Source organism: Urechidicola sp. KH5 (genome assembly GCF_054661455.1).
Genome location: NZ_BAAFSW010000003.1, coordinates 287,822 through 304,006, shown reverse-complemented (window position 1 = coordinate 304,006; position 16,185 = coordinate 287,822). Strand labels below are relative to the sequence as shown.

11 protein-coding genes are annotated in these 16,185 nt (G+C 32.7%); 9 read left to right on the top strand and 2 right to left on the bottom strand.

Annotated elements, in window-relative coordinates:
* Window positions 1-7 precede the first annotated feature (7 nt).
* From ACYQ5R_RS09770 to ACYQ5R_RS09735, 8 genes are all read left to right on the top strand, one after another.
* Window positions 8-1,243, top strand: coding sequence for an HD domain-containing protein (locus ACYQ5R_RS09770; protein WP_460190755.1), 1,236 nt, complete (start codon window positions 8-10; stop codon window positions 1,241-1,243).
* A 30-nt stretch (window positions 1,244-1,273) separates the two neighbouring features.
* Window positions 1,274-2,317: a UDP-3-O-(3-hydroxymyristoyl)glucosamine N-acyltransferase gene (gene lpxD / locus ACYQ5R_RS09765; RefSeq protein WP_460190754.1), complete on the top strand. Its 1,044-nt coding sequence runs from the start codon at window positions 1,274-1,276 to the stop codon at window positions 2,315-2,317.
* A complete protein-coding gene (locus ACYQ5R_RS09760; protein WP_460190753.1) occupies window positions 2,307-3,695 on the top strand; it encodes a bifunctional UDP-3-O-[3-hydroxymyristoyl] N-acetylglucosamine deacetylase/3-hydroxyacyl-ACP dehydratase in 1,389 nt (462 codons plus the stop codon). The genes lpxD and ACYQ5R_RS09760 overlap by 11 nt, the downstream gene beginning before the upstream one ends.
* A gap of 3 nt (window positions 3,696-3,698) precedes the next feature.
* On the top strand, window positions 3,699-4,481 hold the full coding sequence (gene lpxA / locus ACYQ5R_RS09755) for an acyl-ACP--UDP-N-acetylglucosamine O-acyltransferase (protein ID WP_460190752.1): 783 nt from the start codon (window positions 3,699-3,701) through the stop codon (window positions 4,479-4,481).
* A gap of 31 nt (window positions 4,482-4,512) precedes the next feature.
* Window positions 4,513-5,079, top strand: a complete 567-nt coding sequence (gene efp / locus ACYQ5R_RS09750) for an elongation factor P (RefSeq protein ID WP_460190751.1) — start codon at window positions 4,513-4,515, stop codon at window positions 5,077-5,079.
* Window positions 5,079-6,020: a UDP-3-O-(3-hydroxymyristoyl)glucosamine N-acyltransferase gene (locus ACYQ5R_RS09745; RefSeq protein WP_460190750.1), complete on the top strand. Its 942-nt coding sequence runs from the start codon at window positions 5,079-5,081 to the stop codon at window positions 6,018-6,020. Before efp ends, ACYQ5R_RS09745 begins: the two co-directional genes overlap by 1 nt.
* Before the next feature lie 105 nt (window positions 6,021-6,125).
* Complete coding sequence (sucD, locus tag ACYQ5R_RS09740) at window positions 6,126-6,998, top strand: succinate--CoA ligase subunit alpha (RefSeq protein WP_460190749.1); 873 nt, start codon at window positions 6,126-6,128, stop codon at window positions 6,996-6,998.
* 118 nt (window positions 6,999-7,116) lie between these two features.
* A complete protein-coding gene (locus ACYQ5R_RS09735) occupies window positions 7,117-10,074 on the top strand; it encodes a M16 family metallopeptidase (protein ID WP_460190748.1) in 2,958 nt (985 codons plus the stop codon).
* Between the two features lie 550 nt (window positions 10,075-10,624).
* Here the strand turns inward: ACYQ5R_RS09735 and clpB are convergent.
* Complete coding sequence (gene clpB, locus ACYQ5R_RS09730; RefSeq protein ID WP_460190747.1) at window positions 10,625-13,213, bottom strand: ATP-dependent chaperone ClpB; 2,589 nt, start codon at window positions 13,211-13,213, stop codon at window positions 10,625-10,627.
* Window positions 13,214-13,376: 163 nt separating this feature from the next.
* Here clpB and ytxJ point away from each other — a divergent pair, with 163 nt between their 5' ends.
* Entirely contained in the window at window positions 13,377-13,763 is a 387-nt protein-coding gene (ytxJ, locus tag ACYQ5R_RS09725; RefSeq protein ID WP_460190746.1) for a bacillithiol system redox-active protein YtxJ, read from the top strand.
* Here ytxJ and ACYQ5R_RS09720 read toward each other — a convergent pair.
* Complete coding sequence (locus ACYQ5R_RS09720) at window positions 13,750-16,134, bottom strand: hypothetical protein (protein ID WP_460190745.1); 2,385 nt, start codon at window positions 16,132-16,134, stop codon at window positions 13,750-13,752. The two genes, ytxJ and ACYQ5R_RS09720, sit on opposite strands and share 14 nt — an antisense overlap.
* Window positions 16,135-16,185 lie beyond the last annotated feature (51 nt).

The following is a 16,185-nucleotide window of genomic DNA, read 5'->3' as shown; positions in this document are numbered from 1 at the left end:
CTTTATTTTGGCGAAAGAAAAAACCAATAAACTCAAAATACTTAACGACCCAATTTACGGTTTTATTACGATTCCAAACTCATTAATTTTTGATTTAATTGAACATCCTTATTTTCAACGATTAAGAAGAGTGAGTCAAATGGGGTTGTCTTATCTAGTATATCCTGGAGCACATCATACAAGATTTCAGCATGCGATCGGTTGTATGCATTTAATGCAACGCGCAGTAAGAGTTTTACAGTTTAAAAATATTGACATTTCTAAGGCAGAAGAGGATGCTGTGGTTATGGCAATTTTAATGCACGACATTGGTCATGGTGCATTTTCACACGCTTTAGAACATAGTATAGTAACTGGTATTAGTCACGAAGAGATTTCAATTAAATTCATGGAAAAGTTAAATACTCTTTTTGGAGGTAAATTGAGTTTGGCTATTGAAATCTTTAAAGGAAACTACCATCGACCATTCTTAAATCAACTTATTAGCAGTCAGCTTGATATGGATCGTTTAGATTATTTGAAACGCGATGGTTTTTATACGGGTGTTTCAGAAGGGAATATTAATTCTGATAGGTTAATTACCATGCTGAACGTTAAAGATGAACAATTAGTAGTTGAGGAGAAAGGAGTTTATAGTGTTGAAAAATTTATTGTTTCGAGAAGATTAATGTATTGGCAGGTGTATCTTCATAAAACTGGATTAGTGGCAGAGAAATTACTAGTTAAATTACTTAAACGCGCCAAAGAGTTAGTTCAAGAAGGAAAAGAAGTAAAAGCAAGTGCCACCTTAACTTATTTTTTAGAACATCAATTAACAGCCAATAATTTTAACGATGCAACATTAGAAACTTTTTCTAGGTTGGATGATTATGATGTATTAGGAGCCATTAAAGAATGGATTGTAAATGATGATTCTGTGTTGAGCTATTTAGCAGAAAGTTTGGTGAACAGGAAATTGTATCAAATAGAGATTCAAACGGAACCATTTGAAAGTTCTTATTTAACAGCACAACGTAAAAAAGTGCAGGATAAGTTTAATATAAGTGAAGATGTATTAGAGTATTATTTTATTCATGATTCAGTGTCAAATCAAGCTTACAGCGAAATTAAAAATCAAATAAATATTCTATATAAAGATGGGTCTGTAAAAGATGTAGTAGAAGCATCAGATAATTTAAACATACGTACTTTGGCAAAACCGGTTGTAAAACATTTTATCTGCTACCCAAAAACTACATTTTAAAACAGTCAGATTTTTCATACTTTTGCACTAATGAAATTTACCGCCAATCAAATAGCCGAAATTTTAGATGGAGAAGTAGTAGGTAATCCTTTAGAGGAGGTTTCTACACTCGCTAAAATTGAAGAAGGTAAAAAGGGATCGCTTACTTTTTTATCGAATCCAAAATACACCCATTATATATATGAAACTCAAGCATCTATTGTTGTTGTCAATAGAGATTTTAAACCTGAAAAAGAGATAAGTTCAACTTTATTAAAGGTTGAGGATGCATATCAATCTTTTTCAAAATTATTAGAATTTTACAATCAAATAAAACTTTCTAAAACAGGTATTGAGCAACCAAGCTTTGTTAGTGCTACGGCTACAATTGGTGAAAACCCTTACATAGGTGCTTTTTCTTATATAGGAGATAATGTAAAAATGGGTGACAATGTTAAGGTATATCCAAACTCTTACATAGGAGAAAATGTAACTATTGGAGATAACTCTATTATTTTTTCTGGTGTAAAAATATATTCAGATACAGTAATTGGCAAGAATTGTATGATCAATTCTGGTTCTGTAATTGGTGCTGATGGATTTGGTTTTGTACCTAATGATGAGGGTGTTTATAATAAGGTGCCACAGATTGGAAATGTGATTTTAGAAGATAATGTAGATATTGGAGCAGCTACAACTATTGATAGAGCCACTCTTGGTTCAACGATCATTAGAAAAGGTGTGAAACTAGATAATCATATTCAGGTTGCACATAACGTAGAAATAGGAGAGAATACAGTTATTGCTTCACAAACAGGTATAGCAGGGTCTACAAAAATTGGGTCTGGTTGTCAAATTGGAGGTCAAGTTGGAATTGTGGGTCATATAACTATTGGTAAAAATGTGCGGATTCAAGCACAATCTGGTATTGGTAGAAGTTTAAAAGATAGTGAAACTGTTCAGGGTTCACCTGCATTAGGATATGCAGATTATAACAAATCGTATGTATATTTTAAAAACTTACCAAAATTGGCAAAAACTATAAATGAATTAGAAAAAGAAATAAAAGCATTAAAAAATAATAATGAATCATAACCAACAAACCATAAAACAAGAAGTATCGCTTTCAGGCGTTGGTTTACATACTGGTCAAAAAGTTACCATGACCTTTAAACCAGCTCCTATAAATAATGGCTTTGCTTTTGAACGAATTGATTTGGAGGGTAACCCAGTAATTGAAGCAAAAGCTGAATATGTGGTTACAACTCAAAGAGGAACAAACCTAGAGAAAAATGGTGTGCAAATCAATACCTCTGAGCATGTTTTGGCAGCAGCTTACGCTTTAGGAATTGATAACTTAATTATTCAGTTAGATGCACCAGAGCCTCCTATAATGGATGGTAGCTCTAAGTTTTTTATCGAAGCTCTTGAGAAAGGAGGGATAGCTGAACAAGATGTAGAAAGAGAAGAGTACATAGTTAAGGATATTGTTTCTTACAAAGATCCTGAAACCGGAAGCGAAATTATATTGATGCCTGCAGAAGAATACCAAGTAACAACTATGGTAGATTTTGGTACTAAAATTTTAGGCACACAAAATGCTTCATTAGATACTTTAAGTGATTTTAAGGAAGAAATTGCAGCAGCCCGTACATTTAGTTTTTTACATGAAATAGAAATGTTATTGGCTAATAATCTTATTAAAGGAGGAGATTTAAACAATGCAATTGTATATGTGGATAAAGAAATTTCTGAGGAAACAACAGAAAAACTGAAGAAGATATTCAATAAAAAAACGATTTCTGTTAAGCCTAATGGTATTTTGGATAATCTAACTTTACATTGGGCCAATGAGGCAGCACGTCATAAATTATTGGATGTTATCGGCGATTTAGCATTAGTAGGAACAAGAATTAGAGGAAAGATTATTGCCAATAAGCCTGGGCATCTGGTTAATACCTTGTTTGCTAAAAAATTAGCCAAGATTATTAAAACTGAAAAGAGAAATAAAGTACCTCAATATGATTTGAATTCTCCACCATTGATGGACATTCATCAAATCATGAATATTTTACCACATAGGCCACCTTTTTTATTAATCGATAAGATTTTAGAACTTACAGATACTACTGTAGCAGGTATGAAAAATGTTACAATGAATGAGCCATTCTTTGTCGGACATTTCCCTGGAGCACCAGTAATGCCAGGAGTATTGCAAGTAGAAGCAATGGCTCAATGTGGAGGTATTTTAGTTTTAAGTACTGTTCCAGATCCTGAAAATTACTTGACATATTTTATGAAAATTGACAATGTTAAGTTCAAGCAAAAAGTGCTACCTGGAGATACTTTAATCTTTAGTTGTGAGTTAATAACTCCGATTCGCCGTGGAATTTGTCATATGCAAGCTTATGCATATTCAAACAATAAATTGGTAACAGAAGCTCAGTTAATGGCTCAAATCGTAAAAAAATAAACTATGAATCAACCACTTGCATACATCCATCCGGATGCTAAGATTGCACGAAATGTGGTAGTAGAACCATTTACTACTATTCATTCTAATGTAAAAATAGGTTCTGGTACTTGGATCGGATCAAATGTTACGATTATGGAAGGTGCTAGAATTGGAAAAAACTGTCGAATTTTTCCAGGTGCAGTAATATCTGCAATTCCACAAGATTTGAAATTTGAAGGAGAGGATTCTTTGACAGTTATTGGTAACGATGTTACAATTCGTGAGTGTGTTACCATAAATAGAGGTACTAAAGCTTCAGGAAAAACAGAAATTGGAGATAATTGCTTGATAATGGCAACAGCTCACATTGCTCATGATTGTCATATCGGTCATAATGCTATCATTGTTAATGGTGTTGCTTTGGCAGGACATGTAGTAATCGGTAATCATGCAATCATTGGGGGGTTATCGGCCATTCATCAGTTTATCCATGTAGGGCAGCATGCTATGGTTTCTGGTGGATCATTGGTGCGTAAAGACGTTCCTCCATTTACAAAGGCAGCAAAAGAACCGTTATCATATGTAGGGATTAATTCAATAGGACTGCGTAGGAGAGGGTACTCAACAGAAAAAATTAGAGAGATACAGAATATCTATAGAATTTTGTATCAAAAGAATTACAACAATACTCAAGCGCTTGAAAAAATTGAAGCTGAAATGGAAGCTACAAACGAGCGAGATGATATTATTTTATTTATTAGAAATTCACAACGCGGTATTATGAAAGGCTATTTTACTAGCTAAGCGTTTAATCAATAAAAATTTAAAAACAGATATGGCAACAACTTCTGATATTAGAAACGGATTGTGCATTAGATACAATAATGATATTTATAAAATCGTAGAATTTTTGCACGTTAAACCGGGTAAAGGTCCTGCATTTGTTAGAACAAAATTAAAAAGCGTAACTACAGGAAAGGTAATCGATAATACATTCCCTTCTGGTAGAAAACTAGACGATGTGCGTGTGGAGACACACAAGTTTCAGTTCTTATATGCAGAAGGAGATACCTATCATTTTATGAATGTGCAAGATTACAATCAAATATCTTTACAGAAGAGCACACTTGATGCACCAGATTTAATGAAGGAAGGAGAAGTAGTAACGGTGATTATTAATTCTGAAGATAGTATGCCACTTTCTGTTGAAATGCCTATTAGTGTAATTTTAGAAGTTACACATACAGAACCTGGTGTAAAAGGAAATACAGCGACTAATGCCACAAAACCAGCGACTGTTGAAACAGGCGCTCGAATTAATGTACCTTTATTTATTAACGAAGGTGATAAAGTTAAAGTAGGTACTGAAAAAGGAAATTATTTAGAGCGTATTAAAGAATAATGAAGTTTTCTAGAAAATATACTTTAAAAGAAATTGCTGAAATCATTGGCTCTTCATTTGTTGGAGCTGATGATTTTCCTGTTTTAGGGATGAATGAGATACACGTAGTAACTCCTGGTGATATCGTCTTTGTAGACCACCCAAAGTATTATGACAAAGCATTGGAATCTGCAGCTACTATTGTATTAATTAACAAAGAGGTTGAGTGTCCAGAAGGAAAGGCATTGTTAATTTCCGATGATCCATTTAGAGATTTTAATAAGTTAACTCAATATTTTAAGCCTTTTATTGCAGCAACAAGTGCGGTATCGGAAACAGCTAAAATAGGAGATGGTACGGTTATCCAACCTAATGTGATTATTGGTGAGAATGTGGTTATTGGTAACAATTGTATTATTCATTCGAATGTAGTAATTGGTAATGATACTGTTATTGGAAATGATGTAATCGTCCAAGCCAATACTGTTTTAGGTGGTGATGCCTTTTACTATAAAAACAGACCAACCGGTTTTGATAGACTTTTATCGAGCGGTAAAGTTGTATTACAAGATAAGGTTGAAATAGGTGTTGGTTGTGCTATTGATAGAGGTGTTACAGGCGATACTCTAATTATGGAAGATACCAAGATTGACAACTTGGTTCAGATAGGGCATGATACCATTATAGGTAAGAAATGTTTGATTGCCTCTCAAGTTGGTATTGCTGGTTGCGTTGTAATTGGAAATGAAGTAACTATTTGGGGACAAGTTGGAATAGCGAGTGCCATTACTATTGGAGATAAAGCAGTACTTTTGGCTCAGTCTGGTGTAACTAAATCTTTGGATGGTCATAAGAGTTATTTTGGCTATCCTGCCGATGATATTCGCATGAAATACAAAGAACTTGCAAACTTAAAAAAGCTTCCAGAAACAATGAGGGCGCTTAAAGAAAAAGGGCTTTAAAATAAGATTGTAATTAATTAAAAATTTAGTCTGTAAAATGCTTTAAAATTAAAAGTCTATAAAGTACTTTTGTTGCGCTTTGCAAACCCAAAAATAAAATATAACATGAGTGTTTTAGTAAATAAAGATTCAAAGATTGTAGTACAAGGATTTACAGGAAGTGAAGGAACTTTTCACGCTTCGCAAATGATTGAGTACGGAACAAATGTAATTGGTGGTGTTACTCCAGGTAAAGGAGGTCAAACTCACTTAGATCGTCCTGTATTTAATACAGTTGCTCAAGCTGTTCAAGATGCTGGAGCAGATGTGTCAATTATTTTTGTACCACCTGCTTTTGCTGCAGATGCCATTATGGAAGCTGCTGATGCTGGTATTAAAGTAATTATTTGTATTACAGAAGGAATTCCTGTTGCTGATATGGTGAAAGCTAAAAACTACATTGCTGATAAAGATTGTAGATTAGTTGGCCCTAACTGTCCAGGAGTAATTACTCCAGACGAAGCTAAAGTTGGTATTATGCCAGGGTTTATCTTTAAGAAAGGTAATGTAGGTATTGTTTCTAAATCTGGTACATTAACTTACGAAGCAGCAGATCAAGTTGTAAAGCAAGGGTTTGGTATTACTACTGCAATTGGTATTGGTGGAGATCCAATTATTGGAACTACTACAAAAGAAGCTGTTGAGTTATTAATGAACGACGAAGAGACTGAGGCAATCGTTATGATTGGTGAAATTGGTGGTCAATTAGAAGCAGATGCTGCAAAATGGATAAAAGCTACAGGTAATAAAAAGCCAGTTGTTGGATTTATTGCAGGTCAAACAGCACCTAAAGGTAGAACAATGGGGCACGCCGGTGCTATTGTTGGTGGTAGTGATGATACTGCACAAGCAAAAATGAAAATTTTGGCAGAAAACGGAATTCATGTTGTTGAATCTCCTGCAGAAATAGGAAAGAAAGTGGCTGAGGTGTTAAAATAGTCACAATAAGAATCTATAAATTTTGTTAAAAGTCTGTTCTTAAGTATTTTTGAGAATGGGCTTTTTTTATGATAAAAAATTGCAAGAATCCACACAATATTAACTAATTAAAACTCACATGAAAAACACGCGTTTTTTAATGGCCTTAATGGCCATAGCAATGTTTGTAAGCTGTACCCCAGAAAGTACTTCTTATGAAACCACTTCACATACCGATGCCAATGGCTATGTGTATGAAACAGTATCAAACGACCCCACTGGTTTACGTTTGTATACATTAGAAAATGGATTAAAGGTGTACTTAAGTCAAAATAATGATGCACCAACCATTCAAACCTATATTCCCGTTAGAGCAGGTTCTAATTATGATCCAGCAGAAAGTACTGGTTTAGCTCATTACCTTGAGCACATGGTTTTTAAAGGAACTGATCAATTTGGAACAGCAGATTGGGAGAAGGAAGAAGCACTAATTGCAGAAATTTCCGACTTGTATGAGCAACACAGAGCGGAGTCTGATCCTGCGAAAAAGGATGAATTATATCGTAAGATTGACGAAGTATCTCAAGAAGCATCAGAGTACGCAATTGCTAATGAGTATGATAAAATGGTAGGATCTATTGGTGCAACAGGTACAAACGCTCATACATGGTTTGAAGAAACTGTGTATAAAAATAAAATTCCAGCCAATGAACTAGACAAATGGTTGGATTTAGAAAGTGAGCGTTTTGGAAAATTGGTATTGCGCTTATTCCATACTGAGTTAGAGGCAGTTTACGAAGAGTTTAATAGAGGGCAAGATTCAGATTTTAGAAAGAGTTATGCTGCTACTTTAGATGCTTTATTCCCTAACCATCCTTATGGTCAGCAAACAACTATTGGTACTTCTGAGCATTTAAAGAACCCTTCAATGGTTGAGATCAATAATTATTTTGACAAGTATTACGTGCCTAATAATATGGCAGTTGTTTTAGTTGGTGATTTAGACTTTGATGCAACAATTAAAAAAGTAGATGCTACTTTTGGTGAATTAGCTTACAAAGAGGTTGAACACCCGCAATTACCGGTTGAAGAGCCATTACAAGGTATTACAACTAAAGAGGTTTTTGGCCCAAATAGTGAAAGTGTTGTAGTAGCGTATAGAACGGATGGTATTGGATCTGAAGATGAGAAGTATATTACGCTAATAGATATGATTTTAGCGAATGGAAACGCTGGTTTAATGGATTTAAATTTGAATCAGAAAAAAGCAGTGCAAAGCGCTACATCATCTCCACAATTCTTAAATGATTATGGTTTTTTAAGATTTACTGGTACACCTAAAGCAGATCAAACTTTAGATGAAGTTAAAGACTTAATGCTTGCACAGGTAGATAAAATTAAAGCTGGTGAATTTGAAGATTGGTTAATAGATGCAGTTGTTACTGATTTAAAGTTGAATGATACCCGTAGTTATGAAAATTCTTCTGCCTTAGCAAGCATGTATTATAATTCATTTATTCATCATCAAGATTGGAGTGATGCAATCAAGTTTTTAGATGATTTGAAAGCAGTCTCTAAAGAGGAATTAGTTGCCTATGCCAATGAATTCTTTTCTGACGATTATGTAGTAGTATATAAAAGAAAAGGAGAAGATAAGAATATTGTAAAAGTTAAGAATCCTGGAATTACTCCTATTGCATTGAATAGAGAGGCGCAATCAGACTATTTAAAAGATTTTATGTCTAAAGAGTCTGAAGGATTAAAGCCATTATTTGTTGATTACAAAAGTGAGATTAACAAGGATCAATTAGAGGGTGGTGTTGAGTTAGCGTATATTAAGAACAAGAATAATGACTTATTTGACTTGAATGTAATTTTTGATATGGGTAAAGACAATGATAAGAAAATGTCTTTGGCCTTTGGTTACTTAGAGTTTTTAGGTACAGATCAGTATTCTGCAGAAGATTTAAAGAAAGAATTCTATAAGTTAGGAGTTAATTATTCTATTAATGCAGGTAATGACAAATCGTACGTTACAATTTCAGGTTTACAAGAAAACATTGATAAAGGTTTAGAGTTATTAGAGCACCTAATGGCGAATGTTAAGCCAGATCAAGAGGCATATGATAAGTATGTTGCAAGTATTTTAAAGTCTAGAGAAGATGGCAAAACGAGAAAAGGAAACATCTTACAAGGAGGTTTAAATAGTTTTGCACAGTATGGTGAAAATTCAAGATTAAGAGACATTTATTCTGTTTCTGAATTAAAAGGAATGGATATAAATGAGTTAACAGCAATCGTAAAAGATTTAGGTAATTATAAGCACAGAATTTTCTACTACGGTAAAGATGTTGCACAAGCTAAAACAGCTTTGGCAAACCATCATACCATTGCTGCTGAATTAAAAGATTACCCACCTGCTAAAGAATATAAGCAGTTAGAAACAGGTGATAACGTGTATTTTGCTGATTTTGATATGGTACAAGCTGAAATGTTCTTTATATCTAAAGGAGAGCAGTTTGACAAAGATAAAATGGCTGTAGCTAATGTTTTTAATTCATATTTCGGTCAAGGATTATCATCAATAGTTTTCCAAGAGATTAGAGAGTCAAAATCTTTGGCTTATAGTGCTTCTTCAGGGTATATTAATGCCTCTAAGTCAGATAAAGACGATTTAATATATGCATATATTGGTACACAAGCGAATAAATTGCCAGAAGCAGTTGATGCCATGTTAGCATTAATGAACAATATGCCAGAAGCACAAAAGCAATTTGAATCTGCAAAAGAGGCTGCTTTAAAGAAAATAGCAGCTCAGCGTATTACAAAATCAAATATCTTCTGGACGTACGAAGGATTAAAAGAAAGAGGTTTGGATTATGATGTTAGAGAAGAAATGTACAACACCATTCAAAACATGACAATGAAGGATATGAGCAACTTCTTTAATGACAATATTAAAGGTCAAAAATACTCGGTATCTGTTATCGGTAATAAGAAGGATTTAGACATGAAGGCACTTGAAAAATTAGGAACGGTTCATGAAATGGATATTGATTATCTCTTTAACTATAAAGAAGAAGAAGTAAAACAATAAAAATTAAACCCGCTTTTAAGCGGGTTTTTTATTTTCTATTTGAGTTTTTCAATTTACTTTTTAACATCTTTAGGGTCTATCATAAAGTATTTTTCAACTTTTTAATATGGAATCTGGAAGTATATTTCCTATACCATTTTCAATAGTATGTGCAATAGCTTAGGCTACGTTCTCTGTGCTGTCTTTTTCAAACTATATTTTGGCCGTCATATCCGTATCGGTGGTAATAGGAAATACCTGTAACCGTCGTATTCGTTTCTTTTATTTCAGTGCGTAAGACTTTCTATTTAGATATTAAAAATCTTAGGCTTCAATCTAAAGGATATCATCTTTCAAAAAGGCGATAAATTCATCATTCACTCCAGCAGTATTATAGGCATACATTACTTTAAAAACATCAAGACTATTCGAATCTTTTTTGTGAATTTTTATAGCTAATTATTGCACTTAGGAAGATCAGTATAATGCATATTCCTCTTATGTTTTAGTAATTTGACAGATGAAACATTTAATCAAATTACTAAATTTAATCCATCTATAAATCAGCTACTTATTTGTTTCTAAATACAAACTTATCATCAAATGCATCCAATAAAATTGAGTCTTCAGCTATAATATTACCTGCTAACAATTCTTTAGATAATTGGTTTAAAATTTCTTTTTGAATTACTCTTTTTATAGGTCTTGCTCCAAACTGAGGATCGAATCCTTTAATTCCAAGAGTTTCAATAGCTTCATCTGTTGCGTCAAAAACTATGTCTTTTTCTGCCAACATCTTGCTTAAACCTTTTAGTTGTAATTTAACAATACTTTGAACTTCTTTTAGATTCAATGGTGTAAACATGATGATTTCATCAATTCGATTTAAGAATTCTGGACGGACGGTTTTTTTCAACAATTCCACAACTTCAAACTTCGTACGATCTGTTATATCATCTCGCTCAGACATATTAATATTTTCAAAACGCTCTTGTATAATATGAGCCCCCATATTAGAGGTCATAATTATTATAGTGTTTTTAAAATCTGCTACTCGTCCTTTATTATCAGTTAATCTGCCTTCATCTAACACTTGTAAAAGAATATTGAAGGTATCTGGATGTGCTTTCTCTATTTCATCTAATAATACAATAGAGTAGGGCTTACGTCTTACAGCTTCTGTTAATTGGCCTCCTTCGTCATAACCTACATAACCCGGAGGTGCACCTACTAAACGACTCACAGAATGACGCTCTTGATATTCACTCATATCAATTCTTGTCATTGCATTTTCATCGTCAAATAAATAGGTGGCTAAAGCTTTTGCCAATTCTGTTTTACCAACGCCTGTTGTACCTAAAAACAAGAATGATCCAATGGGTTTTTTGCTGTCTTGTAATCCTGCTCTAGATCGTCTTACGGCATCTGCAACTGCTTGAATTGCCTCTTCTTGACCAATTACCTTTTTATGTAATTCTGTTTCAAGTTTCAATAATTTTTCGCGTTCACCTTCTAACATTTTTTGAACTGGAATTCCAGTCCATTTAGCAATTACTTCAGCAATGTCTTCACTCGTTACTTCTTCTTTAATTAATGCAGTATCTTGAATGGTTTCCATTTCCTTTTGCAATGTTGAAAGTTGCTCTTCTTCAACTTTTATTTTACCGTATCGTAATTCTGCAACCAATCCATAGTTACCATCTCTTTCTGCTTGTTCCGCTTGAAGTTTTAACTCATCTATTGCTTTTTTTGAAGCTTGTATTTTATCTACTATCTCTTTTTCACTTGTCCATTTTGCATTGATGGCATTACGTTCTTCCTTAAAATTGGCTACATCAGCTTTTAAAGATTTCAATTTGGTTTCATCTTTTTCTCGCTTAATAGCTTCTATTTCAATTTCTAATTGCATTATTTTTCGATCAAGTATATCCAATTCCTCTGGTTTAGAATTGATTTCCATACGCAATTTAGAAGCGGCTTCATCCATTAAGTCTATTGCCTTATCTGGTAAAAACCTGTTTGTAATGTAACGCTGCGATAATTCTACAGCAGCGAGAATTGCTTCATCTTTAATACGAACTTTGTGATGTGTTTCATACTTTTCTTTAATTCCTCTTAGTATTGAAATTGCACTTTCTGTATCGGGTTCGTCAACAATCACCTTTTGAAATCTCCTTTCAAGAGCTTTATCATTTTCAAAATATTTTTGATATTCATCAAGGGTGGTTGCACCAATGGCTCTAAGCTCACCTCTTGCCAAGGCGGGTTTTAAAATATTAGCTGCATCCATAGCACCTTGACCACCACCGGCACCAACTAAAGTGTGGATTTCATCTATAAATAAAACGATATTACCATCTGATGAAATAACCTCTTTTATTACGGCTTTTAGGCGCTCTTCAAATTCTCCTTTAAACTTAGCACCCGCAATTAACGCACCCATATCTAATGAGTACACTATTTTAGATTTTAGGTTCTCAGGTACATCTCCTCTTATTATTCTATGTGCTAGTCCCTCAGCAATCGCCGTTTTACCGGTACCAGGTTCTCCAACTAGAATAGGGTTGTTTTTTGTTCTTCTAGATAAGATTTGAAGAATTCGTCGAATTTCTTCATCTCGTCCAATAACCGGATCCAATTTTCCATCGTTTGCTAATTGATTGAGATTTTTAGCAAACTTGTTAAGGCTATTGTATGTGTCTTCTGCACTTTGCGAAGTTACATTATCACCCTTGCGTAATTCTGAAATGGCTTTTTTTAAATCTTTTTGATTCAGGCCATTGTCTTTCATTAATTGTGATACGTTGTCTTTGCTATTTAGAATTGCCAAAATCAAATGTTCAATGGAAACATATTCATCTTTCATTTTTTTGGCAATGTTTTGTGCAGCTACTAAAGTATTACTAGTATCTCTAGAAAGCATGATGTTCGCACCCTCTACTTTAGAGAATCCTTTAATAATACTATCTAAAGTTGCTTTAAACACATCTAGGTTTATACCAAATTTATTTAATAGAAAGGGTAATACATTTTCATCTACCTCAAAAATACCTTTAAGTAAATGAGCATTCTCTATTTGCGGATGTGATTCAACTTGCGCCAATTGTTGAGCTTGCTGAATGGCTTCTTGTGATTTTATTGTAAATGTATTAAAATTCATAGGTCATGTTTTTTATTCAATTGCTATTTGTCAAATCTTATTCCATTCGTTTAAAATTATTTTACTGTGTCAATTTGTCCTTGTTTTATATGTGATTTAAGACATTTTGACTGTTTTGAAAGTAAACTGTATTTTTACGACTTATTTTTGAAATTACCACAAGATGAGTTTATTTAAAAAAGTATTTAAAGAGCAATCGGATAATGAAAAATCAAATGATTTTTGGGTTGAATTGTTAGATATTGCGACTTTAAAAGAGATTGAGCAAAGTGAATTACCCGTTTTAATATTTAAACACTCAACACGTTGTGGTATTAGCTCAATGGTTTGGAGGAGATTTAAGCAAGATTATTCTTTTTCTCAAAGTGAAGTAACATTTTATTATTTAGACTTGTTAAGACATAGAACAATATCAAATGAAATTACTGCCAGATATAATGTGGTTCATGAATCTCCCCAATTAATAGTACTCAATAGGGGAGAAGTAATTGCCCATGCTTCACATAGTGCAATAAATGATTTAGAATTAGCATCTCTTATTGCGAAATAACTTCTTTTCTCTCTAAATCAATTAATATTTCTTTAGCTATAATAGTTCCATTATCGGATATTCCATTAATGATACACTTAAATTTGGTTAATCCATTTGGTGCGAACATAATTTGTTTCGATTCTCCATTAGTTAAATCAATGTTTGGCAACCAATCTATAGTGCTATAATATTTCTTTGCGGTGGTTGATTTGAAATCGTGAATATTCTCGAAGATTCTATCGTTGTTAGCGTATCCAACAGGAATATTGAAGGTAGAAACAAAGTTTGACTTATTATTACTATTGGGGATACCATTACCTAACTTAGTATAAAAATAAACTGCACCTCCACTGCCGCGCATTCCTTCTCCTAAGCCAGAAGGATTTACTGATATTGCAACAAATTCATCTGTTTGCATTCCTTGAAGAATGGAGGTGTCTTGGTACATAATATCGTCTATATAAATTACTGGAGATGGGTTCTCTTCTCCTAAAAAGCTAGATCCAGAATTCCTGCTAAAAGTAATTTCAATAATTCCTTCTGTATTCATACGTGCAAATACTCCAGGAATTCTATTTATAACCATATCTAACGGTAGAAATTCTTCGTTTTCTTTCAATTCATAAACACGGTTTAGAATTTCGTTTTCTAAACCTTTTAATAGTTCTTCTTTGGCAGATAGTTTTTTAGAAGAAACAGTTGCTAATTCAACCTCGTCTAAATAAGTTATGTCTTGTATATAAAACAATTCTTCTTCAGTAGAAATAGAAGTTGATTCAGTATAAAAATTATTTTCTATAAAAGATGTAATCAAAGTATCTTTATTAAATTTAGTATAGTTCTCGTTCAATTCAAACTTCGTCTTTTCAGGAGCACCCTCAGGATTGCTTAAACTTAATATTATTTCATTGGGATAACTGATATAATTATTCTTAAAATTAAATGTAGTACTCTGTAATTCCTGACTGCCTAGCACATTATCTCCTTTAATCAGCATCATTACCGTATAATTTTCGAATTTGAATTTTTTTAAAGCAATTTTTCCAGAAATATCTATACCTGCTTTATGCTTGCGGTGTTCATAATTCCCTAAGTTATTTCTAAATGTATTTAGCTGCCAATCGTAATCTTGTGAATTGTAATTTTTCGATTCACCAGGATAAACACCGAAAGTATTTAATAGATATTGTTTTCTAAAGGTTGAGGAATTTAATAAAAGTTTAGACTCTTCTGGTATAATAGAAACACTAATGTTTGCATGAGAATCAACAGGTAAATTTAAATTAAAAGCAGCACTATCTCTTTTTCTTCTTATGTCATTAATTTCAAGGTTAAAGTTAGTATCGAGTATATTTCGTTTAAAATATTTTCTTGCCACTAATTCATTATTAGGGTTAAATATGGAAATTGTATATATACCACGATTTACCTTTTCTTCTCCATACAATAGCTTCGCTCTAGTATTTTTCATTTTAAAAGCGGTAATTTCTAAAACTTCATTGCCACGCTCTAGCACTGCATAGTATAAATTACTACTTAATTTAAGGTTTGGACTTGCAAATAATTCAAATTCAATAACTCCATCTACACTATTTTTACTAAGAATGGTAAAACCAAAAGATTTCTCATACCTATTGAACAAGGGAAATTTGTATTCAGTAGCGTTATGTTCAATAGAAATGGAATAGGTTTTACCTTCATTCAATAAAATTCTACTGCTGGCAAGACCATTTAGATCTGTTTCAAACTTAGAAATTTTCACATTTGATTCATCTTCAATAATATAGCCTGTTATGATTTTTCCTTTTTGATTCGTTTTAATTGTAAGTTGATTATAAGCATTGATAACAAATTTTCCATCGTTCGGATAAACATTAATATCGAAATGAGAATTACGTTGTATTTTTTTTGGAGTTTGAATAAGTGGATTTTGATTATCAATAATTTGAATTTCTTTTACAAAGTGTTGGTTTATTTCGTTCTGGTTTTTATAAGTGTTCACTTTTAAATAGTATGTACCTTGTTTAATATTATCCGAAGGTTCTATAGAACCATGCACAATACCGTTTTCACTTAGGAACAATGAAGTCTCAAGTAATTTGCCTTGAGAATCAAATAAACTTACATATACATTGGCTTGAGATGTGATTAAAGAGTTGTTGTCGGTATTGATTAAATACAATTTAAACCAAATTAATTCGTCTAAAAAAAATACATCTTTATTAGTATGAATTAAATACTGTTCTACATCATGTTGAAAAGAGTTCTTATTTTTTAGATAAAAGTTCTTTAATGCATTTTCATTATCGGTTTGTGAATAAACAGAAATAAAACTAATAAAAATGAGTAAATGAGAAGTTATAGTTTTAATTGATACCTTGAAGAACATACTGAATGAATAAGTTGGTTTGTTATTTATTCAAAAATAATACCTAATAAA